Origin of the sequence: Streptomyces sp. NBC_00193 (assembly GCF_026342735.1) — a bacterium.
GTDB classification, from domain to species: Bacteria; Actinomycetota; Actinomycetes; order Streptomycetales; family Streptomycetaceae; genus Streptomyces; species Streptomyces stoeckheimensis.
On sequence record NZ_JAPEMM010000001.1, the window covers coordinates 4,621,267 to 4,645,692 of the forward strand.

At 71.2% G+C, this 24,426-nt stretch carries 22 protein-coding genes; 11 read left to right on the plus strand and 11 right to left on the minus strand.

The features are described 5' to 3' along the window. Positions 1-42 precede the first annotated feature (42 nt). The 4 genes from OG898_RS20525 to OG898_RS20540 all read right to left on the minus strand — a co-directional run bounded on the left by OG898_RS20525 (position 43) and on the right by OG898_RS20540 (position 5,170). The gene (locus OG898_RS20525) at positions 43-786 is read right to left on the minus strand and encodes a hypothetical protein (protein WP_266958530.1); all 744 of its coding nucleotides are present in this window, start codon (positions 784-786) and stop codon (positions 43-45) included. Beyond that, positions 783-2,768, minus strand: coding sequence for a phosphatidylglycerol lysyltransferase domain-containing protein (locus OG898_RS20530; RefSeq protein WP_266958532.1), 1,986 nt, complete (start codon positions 2,766-2,768; stop codon positions 783-785). The genes OG898_RS20525 and OG898_RS20530 overlap by 4 nt, the downstream gene beginning before the upstream one ends. 82 nt (positions 2,769-2,850) lie before the next feature. Further along, a complete protein-coding gene (cobT, locus tag OG898_RS20535) occupies positions 2,851-3,912 on the minus strand; it encodes a nicotinate-nucleotide--dimethylbenzimidazole phosphoribosyltransferase (protein ID WP_250742537.1) in 1,062 nt (353 codons plus the stop codon). 52 nt (positions 3,913-3,964) lie between these two features. Further along, positions 3,965-5,170, minus strand: a complete 1,206-nt coding sequence (locus OG898_RS20540; protein ID WP_250742536.1) for a bifunctional adenosylcobinamide kinase/adenosylcobinamide-phosphate guanylyltransferase — start codon at positions 5,168-5,170, stop codon at positions 3,965-3,967. Between the two features lie 104 nt (positions 5,171-5,274). On the opposite strand from OG898_RS20540, the gene OG898_RS20545 reads away from it, so the two are divergent. Then, complete coding sequence (locus OG898_RS20545; RefSeq protein ID WP_250742535.1) at positions 5,275-5,487, plus strand: hypothetical protein; 213 nt, start codon at positions 5,275-5,277, stop codon at positions 5,485-5,487. 151 nt (positions 5,488-5,638) lie between these two features. Here the strand turns inward: OG898_RS20545 and OG898_RS20550 are convergent, their stop codons facing one another. Together OG898_RS20550 and OG898_RS20555 are read right to left on the minus strand one after the other, a co-directional pair. Next, on the minus strand, positions 5,639-6,361 hold the full coding sequence (locus OG898_RS20550; RefSeq protein WP_250742534.1) for a bifunctional 2-polyprenyl-6-hydroxyphenol methylase/3-demethylubiquinol 3-O-methyltransferase UbiG: 723 nt from the start codon (positions 6,359-6,361) through the stop codon (positions 5,639-5,641). Between the two features lie 89 nt (positions 6,362-6,450). After that, a complete protein-coding gene (locus tag OG898_RS20555; protein WP_250742533.1) occupies positions 6,451-7,059 on the minus strand; it encodes a DUF3043 domain-containing protein in 609 nt (202 codons plus the stop codon). A 233-nt stretch (positions 7,060-7,292) separates the two neighbouring features. Here OG898_RS20555 and OG898_RS20560 point away from each other — a divergent pair, with 233 nt between their 5' ends. Both OG898_RS20560 and OG898_RS20565 read left to right on the plus strand, forming a co-directional pair. Continuing rightward, positions 7,293-8,087 (plus strand): PspA/IM30 family protein, encoded by a 795-nt coding sequence (locus OG898_RS20560; RefSeq protein ID WP_250742532.1) that lies wholly within the window; start codon positions 7,293-7,295, stop codon positions 8,085-8,087. A gap of 13 nt (positions 8,088-8,100) precedes the next feature. Then, positions 8,101-8,379, plus strand: coding sequence for a hypothetical protein (locus tag OG898_RS20565; RefSeq protein ID WP_250742531.1), 279 nt, complete (start codon positions 8,101-8,103; stop codon positions 8,377-8,379). Between the two features lie 65 nt (positions 8,380-8,444). Here OG898_RS20565 and OG898_RS20570 read toward each other — a convergent pair whose 3' ends face one another. Further along, complete coding sequence (locus tag OG898_RS20570; RefSeq protein ID WP_250742530.1) at positions 8,445-9,212, minus strand: hypothetical protein; 768 nt, start codon at positions 9,210-9,212, stop codon at positions 8,445-8,447. Between the two features lie 70 nt (positions 9,213-9,282). Here OG898_RS20570 and OG898_RS20575 point away from each other — a divergent pair, with 70 nt between their 5' ends. The 3 genes from OG898_RS20575 (at position 9,283) to OG898_RS20585 (ending at position 14,227) form a co-directional block, all read left to right on the plus strand. After that, complete coding sequence (locus OG898_RS20575; protein ID WP_266958557.1) at positions 9,283-10,104, plus strand: adenosylcobinamide-GDP ribazoletransferase; 822 nt, start codon at positions 9,283-9,285, stop codon at positions 10,102-10,104. Positions 10,105-10,167: 63 nt separating this feature from the next. Next, positions 10,168-10,884 (plus strand): response regulator transcription factor, encoded by a 717-nt coding sequence (locus OG898_RS20580; protein WP_266958559.1) that lies wholly within the window; start codon positions 10,168-10,170, stop codon positions 10,882-10,884. A 211-nt stretch (positions 10,885-11,095) separates the two neighbouring features. Further along, a complete protein-coding gene (locus OG898_RS20585; RefSeq protein WP_266958561.1) occupies positions 11,096-14,227 on the plus strand; it encodes an efflux RND transporter permease subunit in 3,132 nt (1,043 codons plus the stop codon). 87 nt (positions 14,228-14,314) lie between these two features. On the opposite strand, the gene nadA is transcribed toward OG898_RS20585, so the two are convergent. Further along, positions 14,315-15,517, minus strand: a complete 1,203-nt coding sequence (gene nadA, locus OG898_RS20590; protein WP_250742525.1) for a quinolinate synthase NadA — start codon at positions 15,515-15,517, stop codon at positions 14,315-14,317. Positions 15,518-15,835: 318 nt separating this feature from the next. Between nadA and erpA the strand changes: the two genes are divergently transcribed. Then, complete coding sequence (gene erpA, locus OG898_RS20595) at positions 15,836-16,192, plus strand: iron-sulfur cluster insertion protein ErpA (RefSeq protein ID WP_250742523.1); 357 nt, start codon at positions 15,836-15,838, stop codon at positions 16,190-16,192. Positions 16,193-16,310: 118 nt separating this feature from the next. Here erpA and OG898_RS20600 read toward each other — a convergent pair whose 3' ends face one another. Then, positions 16,311-17,831 carry a hypothetical protein gene (locus OG898_RS20600; RefSeq protein ID WP_250742521.1) on the minus strand — a complete coding sequence of 507 codons (1,521 nt, stop codon included), beginning with the start codon at positions 17,829-17,831 and terminating at the stop codon, positions 16,311-16,313. A 90-nt stretch (positions 17,832-17,921) separates the two neighbouring features. Further along, positions 17,922-18,140, minus strand: coding sequence for a hypothetical protein (locus OG898_RS20605; protein ID WP_250742520.1), 219 nt, complete (start codon positions 18,138-18,140; stop codon positions 17,922-17,924). 132 nt (positions 18,141-18,272) lie between these two features. On the opposite strand from OG898_RS20605, the gene OG898_RS20610 reads away from it, so the two are divergent. Next, a complete protein-coding gene (locus OG898_RS20610) occupies positions 18,273-19,250 on the plus strand; it encodes a carbohydrate kinase family protein (protein ID WP_250742519.1) in 978 nt (325 codons plus the stop codon). 293 nt (positions 19,251-19,543) lie between these two features. Here the strand turns inward: OG898_RS20610 and OG898_RS20615 are convergent, their stop codons facing one another. Then, complete coding sequence (locus OG898_RS20615; RefSeq protein ID WP_266958564.1) at positions 19,544-20,926, minus strand: cysteine desulfurase/sulfurtransferase TusA family protein; 1,383 nt, start codon at positions 20,924-20,926, stop codon at positions 19,544-19,546. Positions 20,927-21,229: 303 nt separating this feature from the next. Between OG898_RS20615 and coxB the strand changes: the two genes are divergently transcribed. From coxB to OG898_RS20630, 3 genes are read left to right on the plus strand one after another with little or no spacing between them, the layout of a single operon-like run. Then, a complete protein-coding gene (coxB, locus tag OG898_RS20620) occupies positions 21,230-22,204 on the plus strand; it encodes a cytochrome c oxidase subunit II (protein WP_250742513.1) in 975 nt (324 codons plus the stop codon). After that, positions 22,201-23,931 (plus strand): cytochrome c oxidase subunit I, encoded by a 1,731-nt coding sequence (gene ctaD, locus OG898_RS20625; RefSeq protein WP_250742512.1) that lies wholly within the window; start codon positions 22,201-22,203, stop codon positions 23,929-23,931. The genes coxB and ctaD overlap by 4 nt, the downstream gene beginning before the upstream one ends. Further along, the gene (locus OG898_RS20630) at positions 23,928-24,326 is read left to right on the plus strand and encodes a cytochrome c oxidase subunit 4 (RefSeq protein ID WP_250742510.1); all 399 of its coding nucleotides are present in this window, start codon (positions 23,928-23,930) and stop codon (positions 24,324-24,326) included. Before ctaD ends, OG898_RS20630 begins: the two co-directional genes overlap by 4 nt. Positions 24,327-24,426: the final 100 nt, after the last annotated feature.

The following is a 24,426-nucleotide window of genomic DNA, read 5'->3' on the forward strand; positions in this document are numbered from 1 at the left end:
GGTGTGTCGTCACCCCGATACGGTACGGCCCCGCGCGCGTTCTCAGACCCGGGGCGGCGGGACGGGAGGCGTCCCGGGCGGGGCCGGGGGCGGCGCCGCGGCCGGGGGCCGGCCCAGCGGGGCGCGGGAGCGCTCGGGTCCCCACTTGGCGCGGACCAGGCAGATCAGCATCACCGAGGCGATGGCGGCCAGGTGTTCCTTGCCCGCCAGGTTGTCCTTGAAGAGCAGCTCGCCGACCATCACCAGGATCACGACCGAGCCGGTCAGGTAGGCCCGGTAGCGCCAGCAGACGTAGACGGCGAGTCCGACCACCGCCGCCGAGGGCCCCGTGTCGTTGACGATCTTGTCCGACGCGGGCAGGCCGAAGGGGTGGTCCGGACCGAGCGAGAGCCCGATCCGCGCGTACGTGGTCCCGGCCAGGGTGGCGACGTAGCCGATGACCAGCGTGCGCCACCAGCCGATGCAGATCTCCGAGATCCCGAAGACGAGGAGGATCTGCGCGAGCGCACCCCACACCGGGAGGTCCAGCGCCGGGACGAACAGCGACAGAGGGGTCCGCAGCAGGGCCAGCCACAGCGGGTCGACGGCCTTGACCGACCCGAGGTCCTGCACCGGCTGGAAGCCCCATGACGTCTGCTGCACGATCTGGAAGACGGCGGTCAGGCAGACCGCGCCGAGGGTCATCGGGATCGCCCGCCACGTGTCGCGGACGAGCGCGTCCCGGACCGTCCGGTACAGGGGCCCCCACTCGCGGCGGGCGAACCGCCGCAGTGAGGCAGTGGTCAACGCTTGCTCTCCAGATGTCTGCGGTGCATCCACTTCGGCAGCCCGGGTGCTTCCAGGAAGCCCTCGGCCCGGCCCGCGGCGATCCCGATCCGCAGCAGGTCCGAACTCTTCTCGAAGAGCATGAACCGCGGTTCCCAGATCGGCCGGTATTTGGCGTTGGCCCGGTAGAGGGACTCGATCTGCCACCAGCGCGAGAAGAAGCTCAGCAGCGAGCGCCACAGACGCAGCACCGGACCGGCGCCGAGCTTCGACCCGCGCTCGAAGACGGAACGGAACATCGCGAAGTTCAGCGAGACCTGTGTGACCCCGATCTCCTTTGACCGCTCCAGGAGTTCGATGACCATGAACTCCATCAGACCGTTCTCGGAATCCCGGTCACGGCGCATCAGGTCCAGCGACAGGCCCTTCGGTCCCCAGGGGACGAAGGACAGCACGGCGCGCAGCTCGCCCTCGCCGTCGAAGCACTCCAGCATCACGCACTGGCCGTCGTCGGGATCGCCCAGCCGGCCCAGCGCCATGGAGAAACCGCGCTCGGTCGCGCCGTCGCGCCAGTCGTCGGCGCGCAGCAGGAGCAGGTCCATCTCCTCGGCCGGGATGTCGGCGTGCCGGCGGATGCGGACGGTGTACCCGGCGCGCTTGACGCGGTTGTACGCCTGGCGGACGGTGCGCATGGCGCGGCCCTCCAGGGTGAACTCGTCGGTCTCGACGATGGCCTCGTCGCCCAGCTCCAGCGCGTCCAGTCCGTGCCGGGCGTAGATCTGCCCGGCCTCCTCGCTCGCGCCCATCACGGCGGGCACCCAGCCGTGCTCGCGGGCCTCGGCCAGCCAGGGGTCGATGGCGCCGGGCCAGGCCTCGGGGTCGCCGATCGGGTCGCCGGAGGCCAGCGAGACCCCGCCGACGACGCGGTAGGTGACCGCGGCCTTGCCGGTGGGGGACCAGATGACGGACTTCTCGCGGCGCAGCGCGAAGTAGCCCAGCGAGTCGCGGTCGCCGTGCCGGGCGAGCAGCAGGCGCAGCTTCTCCTCGTCCTCCTCGGTGATCGGGTCCACGGCGCGGCGCGAGCGGAAGGCGGCGAACAGGACGGCGAGCAGCAGCAGCGTGGACATCACGTTGATCGCGACGTCCACCCAGCCCGGGGTGGTGATGGCGTTGTACGCCTTGTCGTCCGGCGCCAGGGTGACCAGCCGCATCACGCCGTACCGCCAGCGGGCCAGGAAGGTGGCGTCCGCGGCGTCCGGGTCGGTGTTGGTCGCGCCGACGAGCAGGGCGGCGACCAGCGAGGTCACCAGCAGGCCGACGGAGGCGACCAGGCTGGCCAGCAGCGGGTTGGAGCGGTCGCCCTTGGCGTAGAACTCCCGGCGGCCCAGCAGCAGGGCGCCGACGAAGAGCGCGGTCAGCCCGAAGGCCACCCAGTTCTGCGGGTGGACGCGGAACTCCGGGTAGCAGAACTCGTACGAGCCCCCCGAGCACGGGGTGAAGGAGGCGACGGCGGCCATCGCGAAGGCCGCCAGCAGCAGCCCGCTGAGCACCAGGTTCAGGATCCAGGCCGCGCGCTTGCGGCGGCCCATGGTGACGGTGAGCAGCAGCGAGAACGCCGCGGAGGCGAAGCCCGCCGTGAGCAGGTACGGGGTGTAGAAATCGGCGGTGCTGTGCCGGCGCAGGTCCTGGCCGAGCGAGAACCACACCGCGCTGAGCAGGTTGACGAAGGTGACGGCGCGCAAGTACCACACCGCGAAGGTGGCGCTGCGCCGCGAGCGGACGCTTCCGCGGCCGGTGCTCCGGGCGGCCCCCTGGCCGGCCGATGCGGCTCCTTGAGCGTTCCCCTGGGCGTTGCCCTGGGCGTTCCCCTGGGTGTTCGCCGGGGTGTTGGCCTGGGTGTTCCCCCGCCCGCCCCCCGGATTGTTTCTGCCGTTCGGATCCCCACCGGTACCTCGGTCGGTCTTCCGATCGGTCTCTGCGCTGGTCAAACGGACCTCTCCCATAAAAAGCGATGATATGGGGCATCGCGGTCCGTGCTGGGGTCCCGAGGGCCGCGGCCTGGTCAGGACCGCGGGCCCCGATGACTCATTCGGTCGGCTCGGCCGCTCGTTCGGGGAGTTCCGCCGCGAGTGCGGCGGCCGCCTGGACGAGGGGAAGAGCCAGCAGCGCCCCGGTTCCTTCTCCCACAGTGACGCCGTGGTCGAGCACGGGGTTGAGCGCCATCCGGTCCAGTGCCTTCGCCTGGCCGGGCTCCCCGCTGGCCTGTCCGGCCAGCCACCAGTCCGGGGCCCGGAAAGCGGCCCGCTGGGCCACCAGCCCGCAGGCCGCCGAAACGACCCCGTCGAGGATCACGGGGGTGCGGCGCACCGCGCACTGGAGCAGGAAGCCGGTGATCGCCGCGACGTCGGCGCCGCCGACGGTGGCGAGCAGCGCGACCTGATCCCCGAGGACGGGCCGGGCGCGTCGCAGCGCGTCGCGGATCGCCGCGCACTTGCGCATCCAGGTCAGGTCGTCGATCGGCATGCCGCCGCGGCCGGTGACCACGGAGGCGTCGGTGCCGCACAGGGCGGCGACGAGGGTCGCGGCGACGGTGGTCCCGCCGACGCTCAGGTCGCCGAGGACGACCAGGTCGGTCCCGGAGTCGGCTTCCTCGTCGGCGATCTGGATGCCGAGGAGCAGGGCGGCCTGGGCCTCCTCCGTCGTCAGCGCGTCCTCGACGTCGATGCGCCCGCTGCCGCGCCGGACGCGGTGCTTGGTGATCTCCTGGGGCAGCAGGTCGAGATGGCAGTCCAGGCCGGCGTCGACGATCCGTACGGAGGCGCCGAGCCGCTCGGCGAGGATCGCCACCGGGCTCCGGCCGTCCAGGACAGCCCGTACCAGCTCGTGGGCGCCGCCGGCGGGACGCGCGGAGACCCCCTCGGAGGCCACCCCGTGGTCGGCGGCGAACAGCACGACGCGCGGCCGCTCGATCGGCTTGACCGGCACCCGTCCCTGGGCGGCGGCGAGCCACTCGGCCAGTTCGTCGAGCCGCCCCAGCGCCCCGACCGGCACGGCCAGCCGTTCACGGCGTTCCTCGGCGTCACGCCGGACGCCCCCGTCGGGGCGCTCGATCAGATCGGAGAAGTCGTCGAGATTCAGCGTGGTCATTTGCCAGAGGGTACAGCGGAGCCCTGCAGGGCTTGAACGGTCCCGCGCGCGGCTATTGCTTCAGGGCCAGCGCCTGCCCCGCCACCACCAGGAGGACGTGCTCGCACTCCCCGGCGACCCCCGCGTTCAGCCGCCCCAGCTCGTCGCGGAACCGCCGCCCCGCCGCCGTCGCGGGAACCACCCCGGAGCCGACCTCGTTGCTGACCAGCACCACCTGCCGACGGGTGGCCCGGACCGCCGCCACCAGTTCACCGACGCGCGAGGCCAGCTCCTTGCTTCCCCCGCCCGCCCAGACGGAGTCGTCCCACGCACCGGCCCGGTCCATGGCGTCGGTGAGCCACAGCGCCAGGCAGTCGATGAGCAGCGGCGGTCCCTCCTGCGCCAGCAGCGGCACCAGATCGCAGGTCTCCTCCGTCCGCCAGGACGAGGCCCTGCGTTCGCGGTGGAGCCCGATCCGCGCGGCCCATTCCGCGTCGCCCTCGCGCGTACCGCCCGTGGCCACGTAGACGACCTCCGGGTAGCCGGCCAGCCGGCGCTCGGCCTCGTACGACTTGCCCGACCGGGCGCCGCCCAGGACCAGGGTCCGGCGCGGCACCTCGGGCGCCGGCCGGTACTCCCCGGCCGCCACCGTGGTCCCGTCCGGAACCGTCCGCGCGCCCGCGGCGGCGGACCGGCGCTCCAGTTCCGCGCCCGGCGGGGTGTCGTGGTCCAGGTGGACGGCGATCACGTCCGTCGCCGGGCCCACCGCCCCGCTGGCCCGCAGGCGCGCCAGCGCCTCCGGCCGGCCGAGCACGTCCGCGAGGACCACGTCGTACGGGCGCCGCCCGCTGGTGCCCGAGGTCCCGGCCGGGGCGCCGCCCGGCGGCAGGTACAGCATCCGGGCACCGTCCGGCCCGGTCACCTCGTACCCGGTGCCCGGCGCGTCCATCGGCACGGCCCGCACCCGGTGCCCGGAGATCACCGCGAGCTCCCGCCCGTCCGGCACCCGTCCGGCCGCCGGCAGTCCCGGCGGCAGCTCGACGGCGGGGCCGTCGTGCGGGTGGGTCAACAGGACCTGCCGTACGGCGGCCAGCGAATGCCCCGCCCGGGCGCCCGCGAGGACCGCCCCGGGGGTCAGGTCCAGCAGCAGCGCCCCGTCCACGAGCACGGAGGTGGCGGCGCGCGCCCGGGGCCCCACGGAGAGCGCGCACGCGGCGCAGGGACAGCCGGGGCGGGGCAGTCCTTCGGGTGTGCCGGTGCCGAGCAGAGTGAGTTCCACAGGATGATCCTCCCGCGTCGCCGGGACTGCTGCGCGCCCGGTTAGTCTGCGGGCACACTCAAGGCGAGAAGCGTGTGAGAAGCGGACGAGCAACGGAGGCGGACATGGCGTGGACGTGGCGGTTCGAGACGGCCGACGGCAGTGAGACGAGCCCGTCGGTGGTGCCGGAGGAGTTCACCACGCAGGGGGACGCCGAATCCTGGATCGGCGAGTACTGGAAGGACCTGCTGGAGGGCGGTACCGAACAGGTGAAGCTGTCCGACGACAACGGGGTCCAGCTCTACACGATGAGCCTGCGCGAGGCCGCAGAACTCTGACCGGCGCTGACCCGCGCAACCGGCGCTGCCCGGCCCTGATCGGCGCCGACCGGTAGGCCCGGCGCCGACCTGCCGCGGCAGGGTGCGCGAGAGCCCGGACCCCTCGGGGGTCCGGGCTCAGCGGTGTCCACGGCGGCCTGCGGCCCGGGGCTCAGCCCCGTACGCCGCACAGGTGCAGCAGCGCGGCGACCCCGCGGTAGGGGTCGGTCCGCCCGGCGCGGTCCTCGGCGGCGAGCAGCCGCTCCAGTTCCGCGTCGGCGGGGAGCTTGTCCGCCGCCTCGGTGCCGTCGGTGAAGACGCGCACCCCGTACCAGGTCTGCAGCGGGGCGCCGATCCCCGACAGGGTCGCGGTCAGCGTGGACAGCCGGTCGGCGCGCACGTCCAGGCCGAGCCGGTTCGTGTAGTCGACGCCCTCGAAGGCCGCCAGCGCGCCCGTCCAGTCACCGTGCAGGCCCGGCCGCATGGCGAGGGCGTCGCCGTTGCGCACCAGCAGGGACAGCAGCCCGCCGGGGGCCAGCATCCGGGCGAGCCCGGCGAGCATGGCGTCCGGCTCGGGCACGTACATGAGGACGCCGTGGCAGAGCACGACGTCGAAGCTGCCCGGCAGGAAGTGCGCACCGGTCTCCCGGCCGTCGCCCTCCATGAGGCGGACGCGGTCCCGGATCCCGGGGGGCTCGGCCTCCAGCACCTCACGGGCGACGGCCAGCATGGCCGGATCCTGCTCCAGCCCGGTCACCATGTGCCCGGCGCGGGCCAGGCGCAGCGCCTGCGTGCCCTGGCCCATGCCGACGTCGAGGACGCGCAGCCGCTGCCCCACGGGGAAGCGGTGCGCGATCTGCTCGTCGACCTGACGGCCGACGAGCTCCTGGCGCACCGCGTTGCGGAGCCCGCCCAGGCCTTCCAGCCACAGCCGGGCCCCGTCCGCGAAGCCACCCCCGCCGAACGCTCCGGGCGTTCCTGGGCTCAGGGCCGTTCCCCGCGCTTGACCTGCGGCTTCGGCAGACGAAGCCGGCGCATCTGGAGGGTGCGCATCAGGCCGTACGCGACGGCGCCGCGCTTGGGCTCGTCCGGGAAGCGCTGGTTCAGGGCCTTGCGCAGGCGGATGAACATGCCGGCGGAGTCGACGATGATCAGCGCGATGACGCCGAGCCACAGCAGGAGCGCGATGTTCTGGATGGACGGCACCCGCACCATGCTCAGCACCAGGATGATCACGGCCAGCGGCAGGAACATCTCGGCGACGGAGAAGCGGGAGTCGACGAAGTCGCGCACGTAGCGGCGCACGGGACCCTTGTCGCGGTTGGGCAGATAACGCTCGTCGCCATTGGCGAGGGCCTCGCGCTGCTTGGTCATCTCGACCCGGCGGCGCTCACGAGCTCGCTTGGCATCCTCCTTGCGGTTGCCGGTCGAGGCCACCACGGCCTTGCGCTGCGACTGGGCCACAGCACGCTTCGGCGTCGGGCGGCCCTTCGGGGCCTGAGGGTCACGGGACTGCGAGAGGTCGGCGCTCACCTTGTCGGTGGCGGCGTCCTTCTCTTCCTTGGAGGATCGGCTACCAAACACAAAACCCAAGGGTACGTGGTTGTGGCCACGGGCCCCATCCCGGCGGGGAACGATCCGGCAACGGCGGGCGTCCTACCTGAGGGAAGCACCTACTCCTTACGCCTGATACGGCGGACGAGCAGTCGTCCTGGAGGAGGAGCGCATCCCCGCTCGAACAGTGCGGTAATAGAGACAGGGCCCGTACTGTGGGTCTTGTTGGTGACCTGGAGCACAGTCCGTCTAGAAGGGGGCGCGCGAAGCCCATGAGCGGTGTCATGAAGCGTATGGGGATGATCTTCCGCGCGAAGGCGAACAAGGCCCTGGACCGGGCCGAGGACCCGCGCGAGACCCTCGACTACTCGTACCAGAAGCAGCTCGAACTGCTTCAGAAGGTGCGCCGCGGCGTCGCCGACGTGGCGACCTCCCGCAAGCGGCTGGAGCTGCAGCTCAACCAGCTCCAGGGCCAGTCCAGCAAGCTGGAGGACCAGGGTCGCAAGGCGCTGGCCCTGGGCCGCGAGGACCTGGCCCGTGAGGCCCTGTCCCGCCGCGCCTCGCTGCAGCAGCAGGTCAGCGACCTGGAGGTGCAGCACCAGACCCTCCAGGGCGAGGAGGAGAAGCTGACCCTCGCCGCGCAGCGGCTCCAGGCCAAGGTGGACGCCTTCCGTACGAAGAAGGAGACCATCAAGGCCACGTACACGGCCGCCCAGGCGCAGACGCGGATCGCCGAGTCCTTCTCCGGCATCTCCGAGGAGATGAGCGACGTCGGCCTCGCCATCCAGCGTGCCGAGGACAAGACGGCGCAGCTCCAGGCCCGCGCCGGCGCGATCGACGAGCTGCTCGCCTCCGGTGCGCTCGACGACCAGAGCGGCCTCGGCTCCAAGGACGACATCCAGGCCGAGCTGGACCGCCTCTCCGGCGGGACGGACGTGGAGCTGGAGCTCCAGCGCATGAAGGCCGAGCTGGCGGGCGGCCCCTCCGCCCAGCAGTCGGCCATCGAGGGCGGCGCCCCGGGCGCCGGCCAGCAGTCGCAGACCCAGCACCGGTTCGACAAGCAGTAGGACGGGGCCCGTCATGATTGTCCGCATCATGGGGGAAGGTCAGGTGGAGCTGGCGGACAGCCACTTCACCGAGCTCAACAAGCTGGACGACGAACTGCTCGCGGAGATGGAGAGCGGCGACGAGGAGGGCTTCCGGCGCACGCTGGGCGAGCTGCTCGCCGCCGTACGGCGGCTCGGCGAGCCGCTGCCCGACGAGGCGCTGGAACCGTCCGAGCTGATCCTGCCCGCGCCCGATGCCTCACTGGACGAGGTGCGGGAGATGCTCAGCGACGACGGGCTGATCCCGGGCTGAGACGTGAAGGAAGGGCCCACCCCATCGGGGGTGGGCCCTTCCTTCGTTCCGGCTTCAGGGCCGCGTCAGTGCTTCTCGCTCTTGGAGGCCCTCCGCTCCGGGTCCGGGGTCCCGCCGATGAAGTTCTCGAACTTGCGCCGAGGCGAGGCCCACCGGCGGTCGTGGTGGAAGGCGCGCAGCTGCGCCTTGGCACGGGCCTTCGGCCGGTTCGCGTAGAACTTCGTCGCGTACGGGGAACCGGGCCGGGCCAGGCGGATCGCCCCGATGAGCGCGACGAAGGGGATGACCACGCCGAAGAACGCGGTGCGCGCCTTGCCCTTCCACAGGGCGATCAGCGCGAGGAAGAAGTTGGTCGCCGTGTTCATGGCGACCAGCCCGCGGTTGTGCCGTTCGTCCTCGGTGAGGTCGTTGACCCCGAAGGGCAGGAAGCCGCCCAGCACCAGCGCCACGATCGCCGCCGTCAGGACCACGATCTCCACGCTCTTGCGGCCCTGCTCGCTCCAGTAGACGTCGTCCAGGTGCAGGATCAGCGCGAACTCGTCCAGCACCAGCCCCGCGCCCAGCCCGAAGATCACGGCCGACAGGCCCGCCCCGAAGCTGTGCCGGGCGCTCCCGATCGCCCCGAAGCCGCCGATGATCACGAGGATCACGCCGGGGACCACGTGGTGGATGTGCAGGCCGCCCGGGGTGACGTTCTTGAAGGGCCCCCGGCCCGCCCGGATCATGCGGGTGATCATGCGGGTGACCAGGAAGGACAGGACGAAGGAGACCAGCGCGAGGAGCAGCGGGAGCTTCCCGGGCTCCACGATGTTGCGATACCACCAGTGACCCATGCCACCACCTCCCGATTTGGGGTGTTATCGGTAACTTACCGGTCCTGTCGAGCAGGTAGCGTTCGCGCCGATGACAGATTCGTACGACGGCCCGTCCACGACGCCGCCCCCGGAGCGCGCCTCGCTGCTCGACGGGGTCCGCTTCGCCTTCGGCACGCTCACCGTGCTGCCCACCCGCATCACCCGCTGGGACCGTCCCGCCGCCCGCACCGGCATGGCCTGCGCCCCGCTCGCCGGGCTCGTCGTGGGGCTCCTCGCGGCCGTGCCCGGAGTGCTCCTCCTGGTCTGCGGCGGCGGGCCGCTGCTCGCCGCGGCCGTCACCGTCGCCGTACCGGCGGCCCTGACCCGCGCCCTGCACCTGGACGGCCTCGCCGACACGGTGGACGGACTGGGCAGCGCCAAGCCGGCCGACGCCGCGCTGCGCATCATGAAGCAGTCCGACATCGGCCCGTTCGGGGTGGTGGCACTGGTGTTCGTGCTGCTGGTGCAGGTCGCGGCGCTGGCGAACGTGTACGCCGACAGCTGGATCCGGGGCGCCCTGGCCGCCGTGCTCGCCGCCGTCACCGCCCGGCTCGCCATGACCCTGGCCTCCCGCGACGGGGTCCCCGCGGCCCGCCCCGAGGGGCTGGGCGCGGCCGTCGCCGGAGTCGTCCCGCGCGAGGCGGCCGCCGCCGTCGCCGGGCTCGTGCTGGTCCTGTCCGCCGCCGTCGCACTGCCGCTGGGCCTGCCGGCCGCCGCGCAGCACGCGGTGGCCGTCCTGGCCGCCCTGCTGGCGACCGAAGCACTGCTCCGCCGGTGCGTGCGCCGCTTCGACGGGGTCACCGGTGACGTGTTCGGAGCCCTGGCCGAGGTCTCGGCGACGACGGCCCTGGTCGTACTGGCCCTGGGCTAGGCCGTCTCTTCCGGGGGACCGTCCGACCGGACCCCGCCGCGCGGGGCGACGTAGGGTCAGGGCGTGGACACGACCCCGAACCAGGACCCGACGCCCATCCGGGTGCTCCTCGCCGACGACCAGGCCCTGCTGCGCAGCGCGTTCAAGGTGCTCGTCGACTCCGAGGCCGACATGTGCGTCGTCGGTGAGGCCTCCGACGGGGCGCAGGCCTTCGAACTGGCGCGCACGGTCCGGCCCGACGTCGTGCTCATGGACATCCGGATGCCCGGCACCGATGGCCTCGCCGCCACCCGGCTGATCAGCGCCGACCCCGAACTGACCGGCGTGCGCGTGGTGATGCTGACGACCTTCGAGGTGGACGAGTACGTGGCGGCGGCCCTGCGGGCGGGCGCCTCCGGTTTCCTCGGCAAGGGCGCCGAACCCGAGGAGCTGCTCAACGCCATCCGCGTCGCGGCCGCCGGCGACGCGCTGCTCTCCCCGGCCGCCACCAAGGGGCTCATCGCCACCTTCCTCGCGCAGGGCGGCGGCGCCGGGGACACCCCCGCCGGAGGCGCCGCCCACCTACAGCGCCTGGCCGCGCTGACCGGACGCGAACGCGAGGTCCTCGTCCTCGTGGCCGCGGGCCTGTCCAACGACGAGATCGCCCGCCGGCTGGAAGTCAGCCCGCTCACCGTCAAGACGCACGTGAACCGGGCCATGTCCAAGCTCGGCGCCCGCGACAGGGCGCAATTGGTGGTCATCGCGTACGAATCGGGACTGGTCCGGCCCAGGGCCGAGTAGATCCGGAGGACGTCCGGAGCCGTCCCGAGCGGTTCGGAGTAGTCCCGCCTACTGCGGACGCGGTATGCCCCGGATAAGGACGAGACCTGGGGGCGACGTCGGCGCGCCCGTGCGCACGAGAGGCTGAGGGGCCCCGCGCGTGCCCGAAGGCACGGCTGCCCGTCATGCCTCGTCGACGTCACCGCGTCCCTGCAGAGAGATCCCCATAGCCATGTTCCGGCTGTCCCGCTTCAGCCTCGCCCAAAGGGCGCTGATCGGCCTCGTGTCGCTCGTCGCGCTCCTCTTCGGCGCCATAGCCATCCCGCAGCTCAAGCAGCAGCTGCTGCCCTCCATCGACCTGCCGATGGTGACCGTGCTCGCGCCGTACCAGGGCGCCTCGCCCGACGTGGTGGAGAAGCAGGTCGTCGAACCGATCGAAGCCATGCTCAAGGGCGTCGACGGCATCACCGGCGTCACCTCCACCGCCAGCGAGGGCAACGCCCTGATCATGGCGACCTTCGACTACGGCGACGAGGGCACCAAGCAGCTCGTCGCCGACGTCCAGCAGGCCGTCAACCGGGCCCGCGTACGGCTGCCCGCCGAGGTGGACCCGCAGGTGATCGCCGGTTCCACCGACGACATCCCGACCGTGGTCCTCGCCGTCACCTCCGACAAGGACCAGCAGGCGCTGGCCGACCAGCTGAACAAGTCCGTGGTCCCCGTGCTGGAGGACATCGCGGGCGTCGGCCAGGTCACCGTCGACGGGGTCCGGGACCTCCAGGTCACCGTCACCCCCGACGACGCCAAGCTCGCCGCCGCCGGTCTCGACGGCGCGGCCCTGGCCCAGGGCCTGCAGGCGGGCGGCGCCACCGTCCCCGCCGGCTCCTTCGACGAGGCGGGCAAGAACCGCACCGTGCGCGTCGGTTCGGGCTTCACCTCGCTCGCCCAGCTGGAGGACCTGCGCCTCACCGCCGGACCGGGCAAGCCCGCCGTCCGCCTCGGCGACGTGGCGGGCGTGAAGCAGGAGCCGGCCAAGGCCGACTCCCTCACCCGCACCAACGGCAAGCCCAGCCTCGCCCTGGTCCTCACCATGGACAAGGACGGCAGCGCCGTCGCCATCTCGGACGCGGTCGAGGACAAGCTGCCCGAGCTCCGCTCCACCCTCGGCTCCGGCGCCGACCTGACCGTGGTCAGCGACCAGGGCCCGGCCGTCGCCAAGTCCATCTCGGGCCTGACCACCGAGGGCCTGCTCGGCCTGGCCTTCGCGGTCATCGTGATCCTGGTCTTCCTCGGCTCGCTGCGCTCGACGCTGGTCACCGCGGTCTCCATCCCGCTGTCCGTCGTCCTCGCGCTGATCGTGCTGTGGACCCGCGACCTCTCCCTCAACATGCTGACCCTGGGCGCGCTCACCATCGCCATCGGCCGGGTCGTCGACGACTCGATCGTGGTCCTGGAGAACATCAAGCGCCACCTCGGCTACGGCGAGGAGCGCAGCAGCGCGATCATCACCGCGGTCAAGGAGGTGGCCGGTGCGGTCACCTCCTCCACGCTCACCACCGTCGCCGTCTTCCTGCCGATCGCTTTCGTCGGCGGCATGGTCGGCCAGTTCTTCGGCCCGTTCTCCATCACCGTCACCGCGGCCCTGCTGGCCTCGCTGCTCGTCTCCCTGACGGTCGTGCCGGTGCTCTCGTACTGGTTCCTGCGCGCGCCGAAGGGCGTCAGCGAAGGGGACGCCGCGAGCATCGAGAAGGCCCGCCGCGAAGCCGAGGAGAGGGAGTCCCGCAGCAAGCTCCAGCAGTTCTACGTACGGGCGCTGGACCTGGTCACCCGCCGCCGGATCGCCACCCTGGTCGTGGCCGTCGTGGTGTTCGTCGCGACGCTGGGCATGACCCCGCTGCTCAAGACGAACTTCTTCGACCAGGGCGAGCAGGAAGTCCTCAGCATCAAGCAGCAGTTGCCGCCCGGCACCTCGCTGGCGGCCGCCGACGAGGCGAGCCGCAAGGTCGAGAAGGTCCTGGAGGGGACCGACGGGGTCAAGGACTACCAGGTCACGGTCGGTTCCTCCGGCTTCCTGGCCGCCTTCGGCGGCGGTACGGGCTCCAACCAGGCCTCGTACCAGGTCACGCTGGAGGACTCGGGGAAGACCGAGTCCGCCAAGAAGCACATCGAGACCGCCCTCAAGGGGATCGACGGCATAGGCGAGACCACCATCGCGGCCGGCGACGGCTTCGGCAGCCAGAACCTCAGCGTCGTCGTCAAGGCCGGTGACGGGGCCGTCCTGGCCCAGGCCGCGGAGCAGGTCCGCGCCGAGGTGGCGAAGATCGAGGACGTCACCGACGTCCAGAGCGACCTGTCCCAGTCCGTGCCCCGGATCTCGGTCACCGCCACCCCCAAGGCGGCGGAGTTCGGCCTGAACCAGGCCGCGCTCGGCGCCATCGTCGGCCAGGCCGTACGCGGCAACCCGGCGGGCAAGGCCGTACTGGACGACACCGAGCGCGACATCGTCATCAAGTCCGCGCAGCCGGCCGCCACCCTGGCCCAGCTGCAGGCACTGCCCGTCGGCCCCGTGAAGCTCGGCGACATCGCCGAGGTCAAGGAGGTCCCCGGCCCCGTCGCGATGACCCGGATCGACGGCGCCCGCGCCGCGACCATCAGCGCGAAGCCGGTCGGCGACAACACCGGCGCCGTCAGCTCCACCCTGCAGTCGAAGATCAAGGCCCTGGACCTGCCCGCGGGCGCCACTGCCACCATCGGCGGCGTCGGACAGGACCAGAGCGAGGCCTTCGGCCAGCTGGGCCTGGCCATGCTCGCGGCCATCGCGATCGTGTTCATGCTGCTCGTCGCGACGTTCCGCTCGCTCGTCCAGCCGCTGATCCTGCTGGTCTCGATCCCGTTCGCCGCGACCGGCGCGCTCGGCCTGCTCCTGGTCACCGGCACCCCGCTCGGCGTCCCGGCGCTGATCGGCATGCTGATGCTCATCGGCATCGTCGTGACCAACGCGATCGTCCTGATCGACCTGGTCAACCAGTACCGCGCCCAGGGCTACGGCGTGATCGAGGCGGTCGTCGAGGGCGGCCGCCACCGGCTGCGCCCGATCCTGATGACGGCACTGGCGACGATCTTCGCGCTGCTCCCGATGGCGCTGGGCGTCACCGGCGAGGGCGGCTTCATCTCGCAGCCGCTCGCGGTGGTCGTCATCGGCGGCCTCATCAGCTCCACCGTGCTGACCCTGCTCCTGGTGCCGACCCTCTACACGATGCTGGAGCTCCGCAAGGAGCGCCGCAGCGCGAAGAAGCGGGCCCGCCTGAGCGTGGTCCCGGCCCCGGCCGCCCCGGCGGAGGACGAGAGCCCGGTCAAGGTCTGAGGACCGTACGAGAGCACACGCCGAAGGGCCGCCCCTCGCAGGAGGGGCGGCCCTTCGGGCGTCGCGGCGGCGGACCGCCGGACCGGGCTACGGAAGCGCGAGCATCCGCTCCAGGGCGAGCTTGGCGAAGCTCTCGGTCTCCTTGTCGACCTGGATCTGGTTCACGAGGTTGCCCTCGGCCAGGGACTCCAGGGTCCACACCAGGTGGGGGAGGTCGATGCGGTTCATCGTCGAGCAGAAGCAGACCGTCTTGTCGAGGAAGACGACCTCCTTGTCCTCCGCGGCGAATCGGTTCGCCAGCCGCTGGACGAGGTTCAGCTCGGTGCCGATGGCCCACTTGGAGCCGGCCGGCGCCGCCTCCAGCGCCTTGATGATGTACTCGGTGGAGCCGACGTAGTCCGCGGCCGCCACGACCTCGTGCTTGCACTCCGGGTGGACCAGGACGTTCACGCCGGGGATGCGGGCGCGCACGTCGTTGACCGAGTCGACCGAGAACCGGCCGTGCACCGAGCAGTGACCGCGCCACAGGATCATCTTGGCGTTCCGCAGCTGCTCGACGGTCAGGCCGCCGTTCGGCTTGTGCGGGTTGTACAGCACGCAGTCGTCGAGGGACATGCCCATGTCGCGGACGGCGGTGTTGCGGCCCAGGTGCTGGTCCGGGAGGAAGAGGATCTTCTCGCCCTGCTCGAACGCCCACTCCAGGGCCTTCTTGGCGTTGGACGAGGTGCAGATCGTGCCGCCGTGCTTGCCGGTGAAGGCCTTGATGTCGGCCGAGGAGTTCATGTACGAGACGGGGACCGTGACTCCGGCGACACCGGCGTCGGTCAGCACGTCCCAGCACTCCGCGACCTGCTCGGCGGTGGCCATGTCGGCCATCGAGCAGCCCGCGGCCAGGTCCGGCAGGACCACCTTCTGGTCGTCCGAGGTGAGGATGTCCGCGGACTCGGCCATGAAGTGGACGCCGCAGAAGACGATGTACTCGGCCTCCGGCTTGGCGGCCGCGTCCTTGGCGAGCTTGAAGGAGTCACCGGTGACGTCGGCGAACTCGATGACCTCGTCACGCTGGTAGTGGTGGCCGAGGATGAAGACCTTGTCCCCGAGCTTCTCCTTGGCGGCGCGGGCGCGCGCCACGAGGTCCGGGTCCGACGGCGAGGGCAGGTCGCCGGGGCACTCCACCCCGCGCTCGCTCTTGGGGTCGGCTTCGCGGCCGAGCAGCAGCAAGGCAAGGGGCGTCGGCTGGACGTCCAAGGGCTGGTTGTCCAAAGGCTGGGCGGTGGTCACGACACGCACCCTTTCTGTTCTTCGACAAGGGACTTCTGAAGCCACTCTGAAGCCGTAGCTTCGACTTCTCGTCTATTTGACGCTATCTATCATAACTGCTTCACGTCACTTTGACGATGCCGATAGTGTCGATGTGACGAATTCGCCCGTCCGTCGCCGCCGCCTCGCGGGGACACACCACCGCGCGGCGGTGTGCGAGCATGGAATTTCTGAAACACGCGTCGGGTCCCGGAATGAATCCGCGGTCCCGCTCGTTGCCACCGACGGCAAGAGTCCGACGTTTCCCCGCTCCCGGCGGGGAGCCGCCCACTTCGGGAGTGAATGCAGATGTCCGTACAGGACGAAAAGACCACCGTGAGCGACGGCATCCTCCTGTCCGACGCCGCCGCCGACAAGGTCAGGACCCTCCTGGAGCAGGAAGGCCGCGATGACCTGGCGCTGCGCGTCGCCGTCCAGCCCGGCGGCTGCTCCGGCCTGCGCTACCAGCTCTTCTTCGACGAGCGCTCCCTCGACGGCGACGTCGTGAAGGACTTCGACGGTGTGAAGGTCGTCACCGACCGGATGAGCTCCCCGTACCTGCACGGCGCGTCGATCGACTTCGTCGACACCATCGAGAAGCAGGGCTTCACGATCGACAACCCGAACGCCACGGGCTCCTGCGCCTGCGGCGACTCCTTCAGCTAAGCCAGGCGACGCCCTGACAGCCCCGACGGCCCTACGGGCCCGGCCGGGCCCGTAGGGCAGACGAGAGGGGCCCGCCCGCGGACATCCGCGGCCGGGCCCCTCTCGTGCGTCCCGGCGCCTACTGGCGGGGGACGGCCTTGCCCGTGGTCGCGTCGATCACCTTGCGGTCGCCCAGCGGCTGCTGGAGCGTGCCCGTCACCGTCATCTCCTGCGCCAGCATGATGCAGGCCTGCCCCGGCTTGTTCGGGGTGTCCGTGATCCTCACCATCACCGACTCGGGCTGCTCCCGGACCTCCAGGGCGTACGTGCTGCACACCCCGCCCCAGAAGTTCACGGTCAGCGTCCGGTCGGCCGCGGCGTACGAGAAACCGGGCACGGTCTGTCCCTTCGCGGGCGGGTCGACCGGGGTGGGCAGGTCGATCGGGGGAGTCTCCTCGGTCAGGGCCGCCGACTGGGCCACCGTGTGGCCCGGGCCGCCGTCCTTGCCGGCCACCTCGAACAGCCAGCCCGGCACCAGGCCGCGGGCCCCGTCGACCGTGCCCGGAACCAGCCCGAGCTCGGCGCCCCGCACCGACTCGGTCCGCGTCGGCTTCATCGGCCGGGGGTCCGGGTTGCACGGCAGCGTGTCCGTGGCGCCGTCCGGGGAGTCCGGAGTCAGCGGGACGCTCGTGGCGCAGCCGCTCGGGCCGGGGTCCGTGGCGCCGGAACCCCGCGCCTTGTCGTTGAGCCGGGCCAGCGCGTCGACGGCGCCGATCACCGGCTGCTCGGCGGCCCGCGCCGGAGCCTTCAGCTCGCCACTGCCCGACACCACCTTGGAGTCCGCCCCGACGCCGACCCGGGTGGACCAGCCCTGCGTGGGCAGGCCGCCGAACACCGGGTCGGCCGTCACCACGCGTACGGAGCCCTGCGCTAGCCGCGCGTCGAGCGCGGCCGCGCTCTGCCCCACGGCCGCCAGCACGGGCGCGGCGGCGGCCTTGGCGGCCTCCTCGGAGACGGGCGTCCCGGTGGTGCCGCCGTGCTCCTGACCCAGGTCCTGGGGGAGGGTGGCGGGGCCGCAGGTGTCCTTGCCGCGCACGCAGTCGTCCCCGGTGCCGCCGACCTGGAAGCGGGAGAAGTTCCAGGTACCGGGAGCCTTCAGGTTCACCGTGAGCCGGGGCCCGGAGCCGTCCGCGCTCTCCCCGGCCTGCCAGGTCTCCCCGGTGAGCCGGGGCGCGCCGGAGATCCCCAGCGCCGTCGCGAGCCGGGCCACCTCGGCGGAGGTCACCTCACCGCCCGCCGCGAAGGCCGGCGCGGTGGCCGGGCCCTCCGGGAGGGGGACGTCGGCCGTGTACGTGACCCCGCCGCCGGACGGGTCGGGCTCGCCCGGGGCGATGCCGGGCCCGGGCGGAGTGGCCTGCGCGCGGGGCGCGGAGGCCGCGCTGTCGCCCGTACGCCCCTCGCCGGAGGCGGTCGACGCCCAGATGGCGGTGCCGCCGCCGGTGAGCAGGACGGCGGCCGCGATCGAAGCGACGGCCCAGACCTGCCGCCGTCGCGTGCCACGTGACGCACCGGGAGCACCGGGGATGCCCGGAGTGCCGGGCACCTCGGGCGTCTCGGACACATCGGGTGCATCCAAATGATCGGGGTGTTCGCTGGTCACCGCATCGCTCCTTTGCCCGTCCCGCAGGGGGTGATGCGGGTGTGACGGAACAGACGCGGATCCGGTTCCGTCCGGGTCCGGAGGGACGGTCTAGTAGCCGTAGACCGCCGTGGAGGCGATGAGACGGGCCGAGGCCGCCGGGACGCGGATCCCGATGATCTGCGAGGGAGCGACCCGATCCGGCCGCGGATCCGCGGGAACCGGCCAATGCGGTGCCATCCGGGCGCAGTCGCCCAGCAGCTGTTCGAACTCGGTGCCCGCCGTGTTTCCGGAGGTCTGGACGTGCCCGAAGCCATCGGTGTAGGTCATGGGGCACGGTAGGCACGGCACCGCGAGGGAAGAAAGAGCTACTACGGGGTAGTTTCTGCCGGTCGGCCTCCGGGCTGCCGAGCGGGTAGTTTTGACTGTCCCCTTGCCTTCCCTCGCAGGAGCGTCCACGCCGTGCGTATCGCAGTCACCGGCTCCATCGCCACCGACCACCTCATGACCTTCCCCGGCCGCTTCGCCGACCAGTTGGTCGCGGACCAGCTGCACACGGTCTCCCTCTCCTTCCTCGTCGACAACCTCGACGTGCGGCGCGGCGGCGTCGGCCCGAACATCTGCTTCGGCATGGGGCAGCTCGGTGCCCGGCCGATCCTCGTCGGAGCCGCAGGCTCCGACTTCGACGAGTACCGCGCCTGGCTCGACCGCAACGGCGTCGACACCCAGTCCGTGCGGATCTCCGAGGTCCTGCACACCGCGCGCTTCGTCTGCACGACGGACTCGGACCACAACCAGATCGGGTCCTTCTACACGGGCGCGATGAGCGAGGCCCGCCTGATCGAGCTGAAGGCGGTCGCGGACCGGGTCGGCGGCCTGGACCTCGTCCTGATCGGCGCGGACGACCCCGAGGCGATGCTGCGCCACACGGAGGAGTGCCGCACGCGGGAGATCCCGTTCGCGGCGGACTTCTCGCAGCAGATCGCCCGGATGGACGGCGACAACATCCGCACCCTGATGGAGGGTGCGACGTACCTCTTCTCGAACGAGTACGAGAAGGGCCTCATCGAGGCGAAGTCCGGCTGGACCGACGCGGAGATCCTGGCGAAGGTCGGCACCCGGGTCACCACGCTCGGCTCGAACGGCGTCCGCATCGAGCGGCTCGGCCACGACCCGATCGTGGTCGGCTGCCCGGAGGAGACCGCGAAGGTCGACCCGACGGGCGTCGGCGACGCGTTCCGTGCGGGCTTCCTGACGGGTCTGGGCTGGGGCGTCGGCCTGGAGCGGGCCGCGCAGGTCGGCTGCATGCTGGCCACCCTCGTCATCGAGACCCTCGGCACCCAGGAGTACACCCTGGCCCGCGCCCACTTCATGGAGCGCTTCACGAAGGCCTACGGCGACGAGGCGGCGGCGGAAGTCCAGTCCCACCTCCCGGCGTAGCCCCTCGCGGCCCGGTGGACGGGTGCGGGTGGGTGGGCCCTGCGGGGCGAAGTCCCCTACCCACCCTTCGCCCGTTCCCCGGGCTCTGCCCGGACCCGGTCCTCAAACGCCGGACGGGCTGAGATTGCCGCTGCGCGGCATCATCCAGCCCCGGCGGGCGAAATCCAGCCTCGCCGGCGTTTGAGGCGCGGGGTCCGGGGCGGAGCCCCAGGGGGTCCGGGCGCAGCCCGGGGAACGGTGGAAGGGCGGGTAGGGGACAGCCCCCGCAGGGCAGCCCCCGACGCGACCCGGGGTCAGACCGCCCGGCGGACCGTGTACGCAGTACCGAGGGGACGCGGGGCTTCGCCCACGTAGGTCTGGCCCCGCATCGCGCACCACGCCGGAATGTCCAGCCGCGCGACCTCGTCGTCCGACAGGACGGTCACCGTGCCACCCACCGGAACGCGCCCGATGGCGCGGGCCAGCTCGATCACCGGCTGCGGACACCGCAGACCGAGGGTGTCCAGCTCCAGGGACTCCGCCTCCGGATCGACGGCCATCACCGCCTCCACCACGCCGAGTTGCTCGCGCACCCCCGCCACCAGCCCCGGCAGCACCTCCAGGAAGCCGTTGACCTCCGCGGCCGTCGTACCGGCGGGCAGGGACACCCGTACGTTTCCCTCCGACAGCACCCCCATGGCCCGCAGGACATGGGACGGCGTCAGCGTCGAGCTGGTGCACGAGGAGCCGGAGGAGACGGAGTAGCCGGCCCGGTCCAGCCCGTGCAGCAGGGTCTCCCCGTCCACGTACAGGCAGGAGAAGGTGACCAGGTGCGGGAGCCGGAGGTCGGGATGGCCCACCACCTCCACGTCCGGCACCAGGCGGGCCACCCGCCGCCGCAGCCGGTCCACCAGGATCCGCAGGCGGGCCGACTCCGCCTCCGCCTCGGCGCGTACGGCCCGCAGGGAGGCCGCCGCGGCGACCACCGCGGGGAGGTTGACGAAGCCGGGGGAGCGCCCCGACTCCCTTTCGTCGGCGGGGCCTTGGGGGGCGAAGCGCACTCCCTTGCGGACCGCCAGCAGGCCGACCCCGGCCGGGCCGCCCCATTTGTGGGCGCTCGCGCACAGCACGGACCAGTTCCCGGAGACGGGCCCCCAGCCCAGCGACTGCGCGGCGTCCACCAGCAACGGCACCCCGGCGGCGGCGCACACGTCGGCGACCTCCGCCACGGGCTGGACGGTGCCCACCTCGTGGTTGGCCGACTGGAGACAGGCCAGCGCGGTGGAGGACCCCAGGAGTTCCCCGTAGGAGGAGGGGGAGACGCGGCCGAACCGGTCCACCGGGACCTCCTCCACCCGCCCGCCGCCCGCCGCGTGGACCTCCGCCGCGTGCAGGACGGAACTGTGTTCCACCGCCGATACGACCAGATGCCCGCCGACGCGCCGACGGCCCGCCAGGACCCCGGCCATGCCCGAGTGAACCGCGTGCGTCCCCGAAGGAGTGAACACGAGCTCGTCGGGGCGGCAGCCCACCGACTCGGCCGCCGCCTCCCGCGCCGCGTCGAGCAGCAACCGGGCCCGGCGCCCTTCGCGGTACAGCCGGGCCGGGTCGGCCCAGCCTTCGTCAAGGGAGGCCTGGAGCGCCTGCCGGGCCACGGGGTGCAGCGGGGCGGCGGACGCGGTGTCGAAGTACGGCATCCGGTCACGCTAACCGGCCGCCACGCCGACGCCGCGACCGGCTTCGGGCCTGTCGTCGAACTGCCGTCAGATGCCGCCGGGACCCCGCCATTCGGGGCCCGTTGGGCCGTCCCCCGTACGGCGGATCCATCCCTTCGGGGTCAGTAACGGCGCGTTGGGCACCCTCCCCGCGCGACCCCAAATAGCGTCCAGTAGGGTTTGGTCCGCATAAACATCCAAACCCCTGCCTGCGTCAGGGCCGGCGACCGACCCGAATGCGGCCGCGGCCGGCCGCGCGGGCCGAGACTCTCGGGAAGGCGCTACGTGAGTCCCTACGGCTCCGACCGCTCGCCGCGGCGCCCGATGCGGCGGAAGCTGCTGCAGGCGCTGACTGCGGGCGTGGTCCTGGCGACCGCCACTGGTTGCTCGTATACATGGAAAGACTTCCCCCGCCTCGGATTGCCCACCCCGGTCACTGAAGAGGCGCCTCGCATCCTCTCCCTGTGGCAGGGGTCCTGGGCGGCCGCTCTGATCACCGGCATCCTCGTGTGGGGCCTGATCATGTGGAGCGTCATCTTCCACCGGCGTAGCCGGACCAAGGTCGAGGTTCCCCCGCAGACCCGGTACAACATGCCCATCGAGGCGCTGTACACCGTGGTCCCGCTCATCATCGTCTCGGTGCTCTTCTACTTCACCGCGCGCGACGAGTCGAAGCTGCTCTCCCTCTCCGCCAAGCCGGCTCACACGATCAACGTGATCGGCTACCAGTGGAGCTGGGGCTTCAACTACGTCGAGAACGTCGACGGCGATGCGGCGACTCCGAAGGCGGGCGAGGTTCCCAAGGAACTCGCCACGATCCCGGACCGCTACACCAAGGACTTCCCGGCGGGCGCCGAAGGCGTCTACACCAAGGGTGTCCCGGCCGACCGGAACGCGGAGACCGGCAACCCGGGCCCGACGCTCTGGCTGCCGAAGGGTGAGAAGGTCCGCTTCATCCTGTCGTCGAACGACGTCATCCACTCCTTCTGGGTGGTCCCCTTCCTGTTCAAGCAGGACGTCATTCCGGGGCACACCAACGTCTTCGAGGTCACCCCGACCGAAGAGGGCGTCTTCATGGGCAAGTGCGCCGAGCTCTGCGGTGTCGACCACTCCCGAATGCTCTTCAACGTCAAGGTCGTCTCCCCGGAGGCGTACAAGGCGCACCTGAAGGAGCTCGCGGAGAAGGGTCAGACCGGCTTCCTCCCGGCCGGCATCCAGCAGACCGACCCGGCCCGCAATGCTGAGGTGAACAAACTGTGAGCATCCTCAACCAGCCTCAGGGTGCCGAGGCCGACTCGTACGAGAACGAGTTGCCGGTACGGAGCAAGCAGCCGGGCAATGTCGTCGTGAAGTGGTTGACCACTACCGACCACAAGACCATCGGCACGATGTACCTGCTCACGTCGTTCGTGTTCTTCCTCATCGGCGGCCTCCTCGCGCTCTTCATGCGCGCCGAGCTGGCCCGTCCGGGTACGCAGATCATGTCGAACGAGCAGTTCAACCAGGCGTTCACCATGCATGGCACGATCATGCTGCTGATGTTCGCCACCCCGCTGTTCGCGGGCTTCGCGAACTGGATCATGCCGCTGCAGATCGGCGCGCCCGACGTGGCGTTCCCGCGGCTGAACATGTTCGCGTACTGGCTGTACCTCTTCGGTTCGACCATCGCCGTGGCCGGCTTCGTCACCCCCTCGGGTGCCGCCGACTTCGGCTGGTTCGCCTACTCCCCGCTGTCGGACGCCGTCCGGTCGCCGGGCATCGGCGCCGACATGTGGATCATGGGTCTGGCCTTCTCGGGCTTCGGCACGATCCTCGGTTCGGTCAACTTCATCACCACGATCATCTGCATGCGCGCCCCCGGCATGACGATGTTCCGCATGCCGATCTTCACCTGGAACGTGCTGCTGACCGGTGTTCTGGTCCTGCTCGCCTTCCCGGTCCTGGCCGCCGCGCTCTTCGCGCTGGAGGCCGACCGCAAGTTCGGCTCGCACATCTTCGACGCGGCCAATGGCGGCGCCCTGCTGTGGCAACACCTCTTCTGGTTCTTCGGACACCCAGAGGTGTACATCATCGCGCTGCCGTTCTTCGGAATCGTTTCCGAGATCATTCCGGTCTTCTCGCGCAAGCCGATGTTCGGTTACATCGGCCTGATCGCCGCGACGATCTCGATCGCCGGCCTTTCGGTGACCGTGTGGGCCCACCACATGTACGTCACCGGCGGTGTACTGCTGCCGTTCTTCTCCTTCATGACGTTCCTCATCGCGGTTCCGACCGGTGTGAAGTTCTTCAACTGGATCGGCACCATGTGGAAGGGCTCCCTGTCCTTCGAGACCCCGATGCTCTGGACGATCGGCTTCCTGGTCACCTTCACCTTCGGTGGCCTGACCGGCGTCATCCTGGCTTCGCCCCCGATGGACTTCCACGTCTCCGACTCGTACTTCGTCGTCGCGCACTTCCACTACGTCGTCTTCGGCACCGTGGTCTTCGCGATGTTCGCGGGCTTCCACTTCTGGTGGCCGAAGTTCACGGGCAAGATGCTGGACGAGCGCCTCGGCAAGATCACCTTCTGGACGCTGTTCATCGGCTTCCACGGCACCTTCCTGGTGCAGCACTGGCTGGGCGCCGAGGGCATGCCGCGTCGTTACGCGGACTACCTCGCGGCGGACGGCTTCACGCTGCTGAACACGATCTCGACGATCAGCTCGTTCCTGCTGGGCCTGTCGATGCTCCCCTTCATGTACAACGTCTGGAAGACGGCGAAGTACGGCAAGAAGGTCGACGTCGACGACCCGTGGGGCTACGGCCGTTCGCTCGAATGGGCGACGTCTTGCCCGCCGCCGCGGCACAACTTCCTCACCCTGCCGAGGATCCGGTCCGAATCCCCGGCATTCGATCTGCACCACCCCGAGATCGCGGCCCTCGACCACCTTGAGGACCACTCCGTGGCCGCCAAGGCCGTCGCTGGTGGCAAGGAGGCCGGCAAGTGAAGATCCAGGGCAGGATGTTCCTGTGGCTCGCCGCCTTCATCCTGATCATGACCGTCGTGTACGGCGTGTGGTCGAAGGAGCCGGTCGGCACCACCGCGCTCGCACTGGGCTTCGGCCTGAGCGCCATGATCGGCTACTACCTGGCCTTCACGGCCGCGCGCGTGGACGAGATGGCCCAGGACAACCTGGAGGCCGACGTCGCCGACGAGGCGGGCGAGCTGGGGTTCTTCTCCCCGCACAGCTGGCAGCCGCTCTCGTTGGCCATCGGTGGCGCCTTCGCCTTCATGGGCGTCGTCTTCGGCTGGTGGCTGATGTACTTCTCGGCGCCGCTGATCCTGATCGGTCTGTGGGGCTGGGTGTACGAGTACTACCGCGGCGAGAACCAGAACCAGTAGCCGCACCCGCGCTGCCACCCACGGTGGCGGCCACCGCGTGAGACCAGGGGCCCGGACACCTCCAATGGAGGAGTCCGGGCCCCTCGTTTGCAGTCACCCC

Coding starts and splice junctions, on each gene's coding strand:
- OG898_RS20575 (WP_266958557.1), top strand. CDS start 9,283: ATGACAGATTCGTACGACGGCCCGTCCACGACGCCGCCCCCGGAGCGC.
- OG898_RS20530 (WP_266958532.1), bottom strand. CDS start 2,768: ATGGGAGAGGTCCGTTTGACCAGCGCAGAGACCGATCGGAAGACCGAC.
- OG898_RS20605 (WP_250742520.1), bottom strand. CDS start 18,140: ATGACCTACACCGATGGCTTCGGGCACGTCCAGACCTCCGGAAACACG.
- erpA (WP_250742523.1), top strand. CDS start 15,836: ATGTCCGTACAGGACGAAAAGACCACCGTGAGCGACGGCATCCTCCTG.
- OG898_RS20585 (WP_266958561.1), top strand. CDS start 11,096: ATGTTCCGGCTGTCCCGCTTCAGCCTCGCCCAAAGGGCGCTGATCGGC.
- cobT (WP_250742537.1), bottom strand. CDS start 3,912: ATGACCACGCTGAATCTCGACGACTTCTCCGATCTGATCGAGCGCCCC.
- OG898_RS20615 (WP_266958564.1), bottom strand. CDS start 20,926: ATGCCGTACTTCGACACCGCGTCCGCCGCCCCGCTGCACCCCGTGGCC.
- OG898_RS20565 (WP_250742531.1), top strand. CDS start 8,101: ATGATTGTCCGCATCATGGGGGAAGGTCAGGTGGAGCTGGCGGACAGC.
- OG898_RS20570 (WP_250742530.1), bottom strand. CDS start 9,212: ATGGGTCACTGGTGGTATCGCAACATCGTGGAGCCCGGGAAGCTCCCG.
- OG898_RS20545 (WP_250742535.1), top strand. CDS start 5,275: ATGGCGTGGACGTGGCGGTTCGAGACGGCCGACGGCAGTGAGACGAGC.
- OG898_RS20560 (WP_250742532.1), top strand. CDS start 7,293: ATGAGCGGTGTCATGAAGCGTATGGGGATGATCTTCCGCGCGAAGGCG.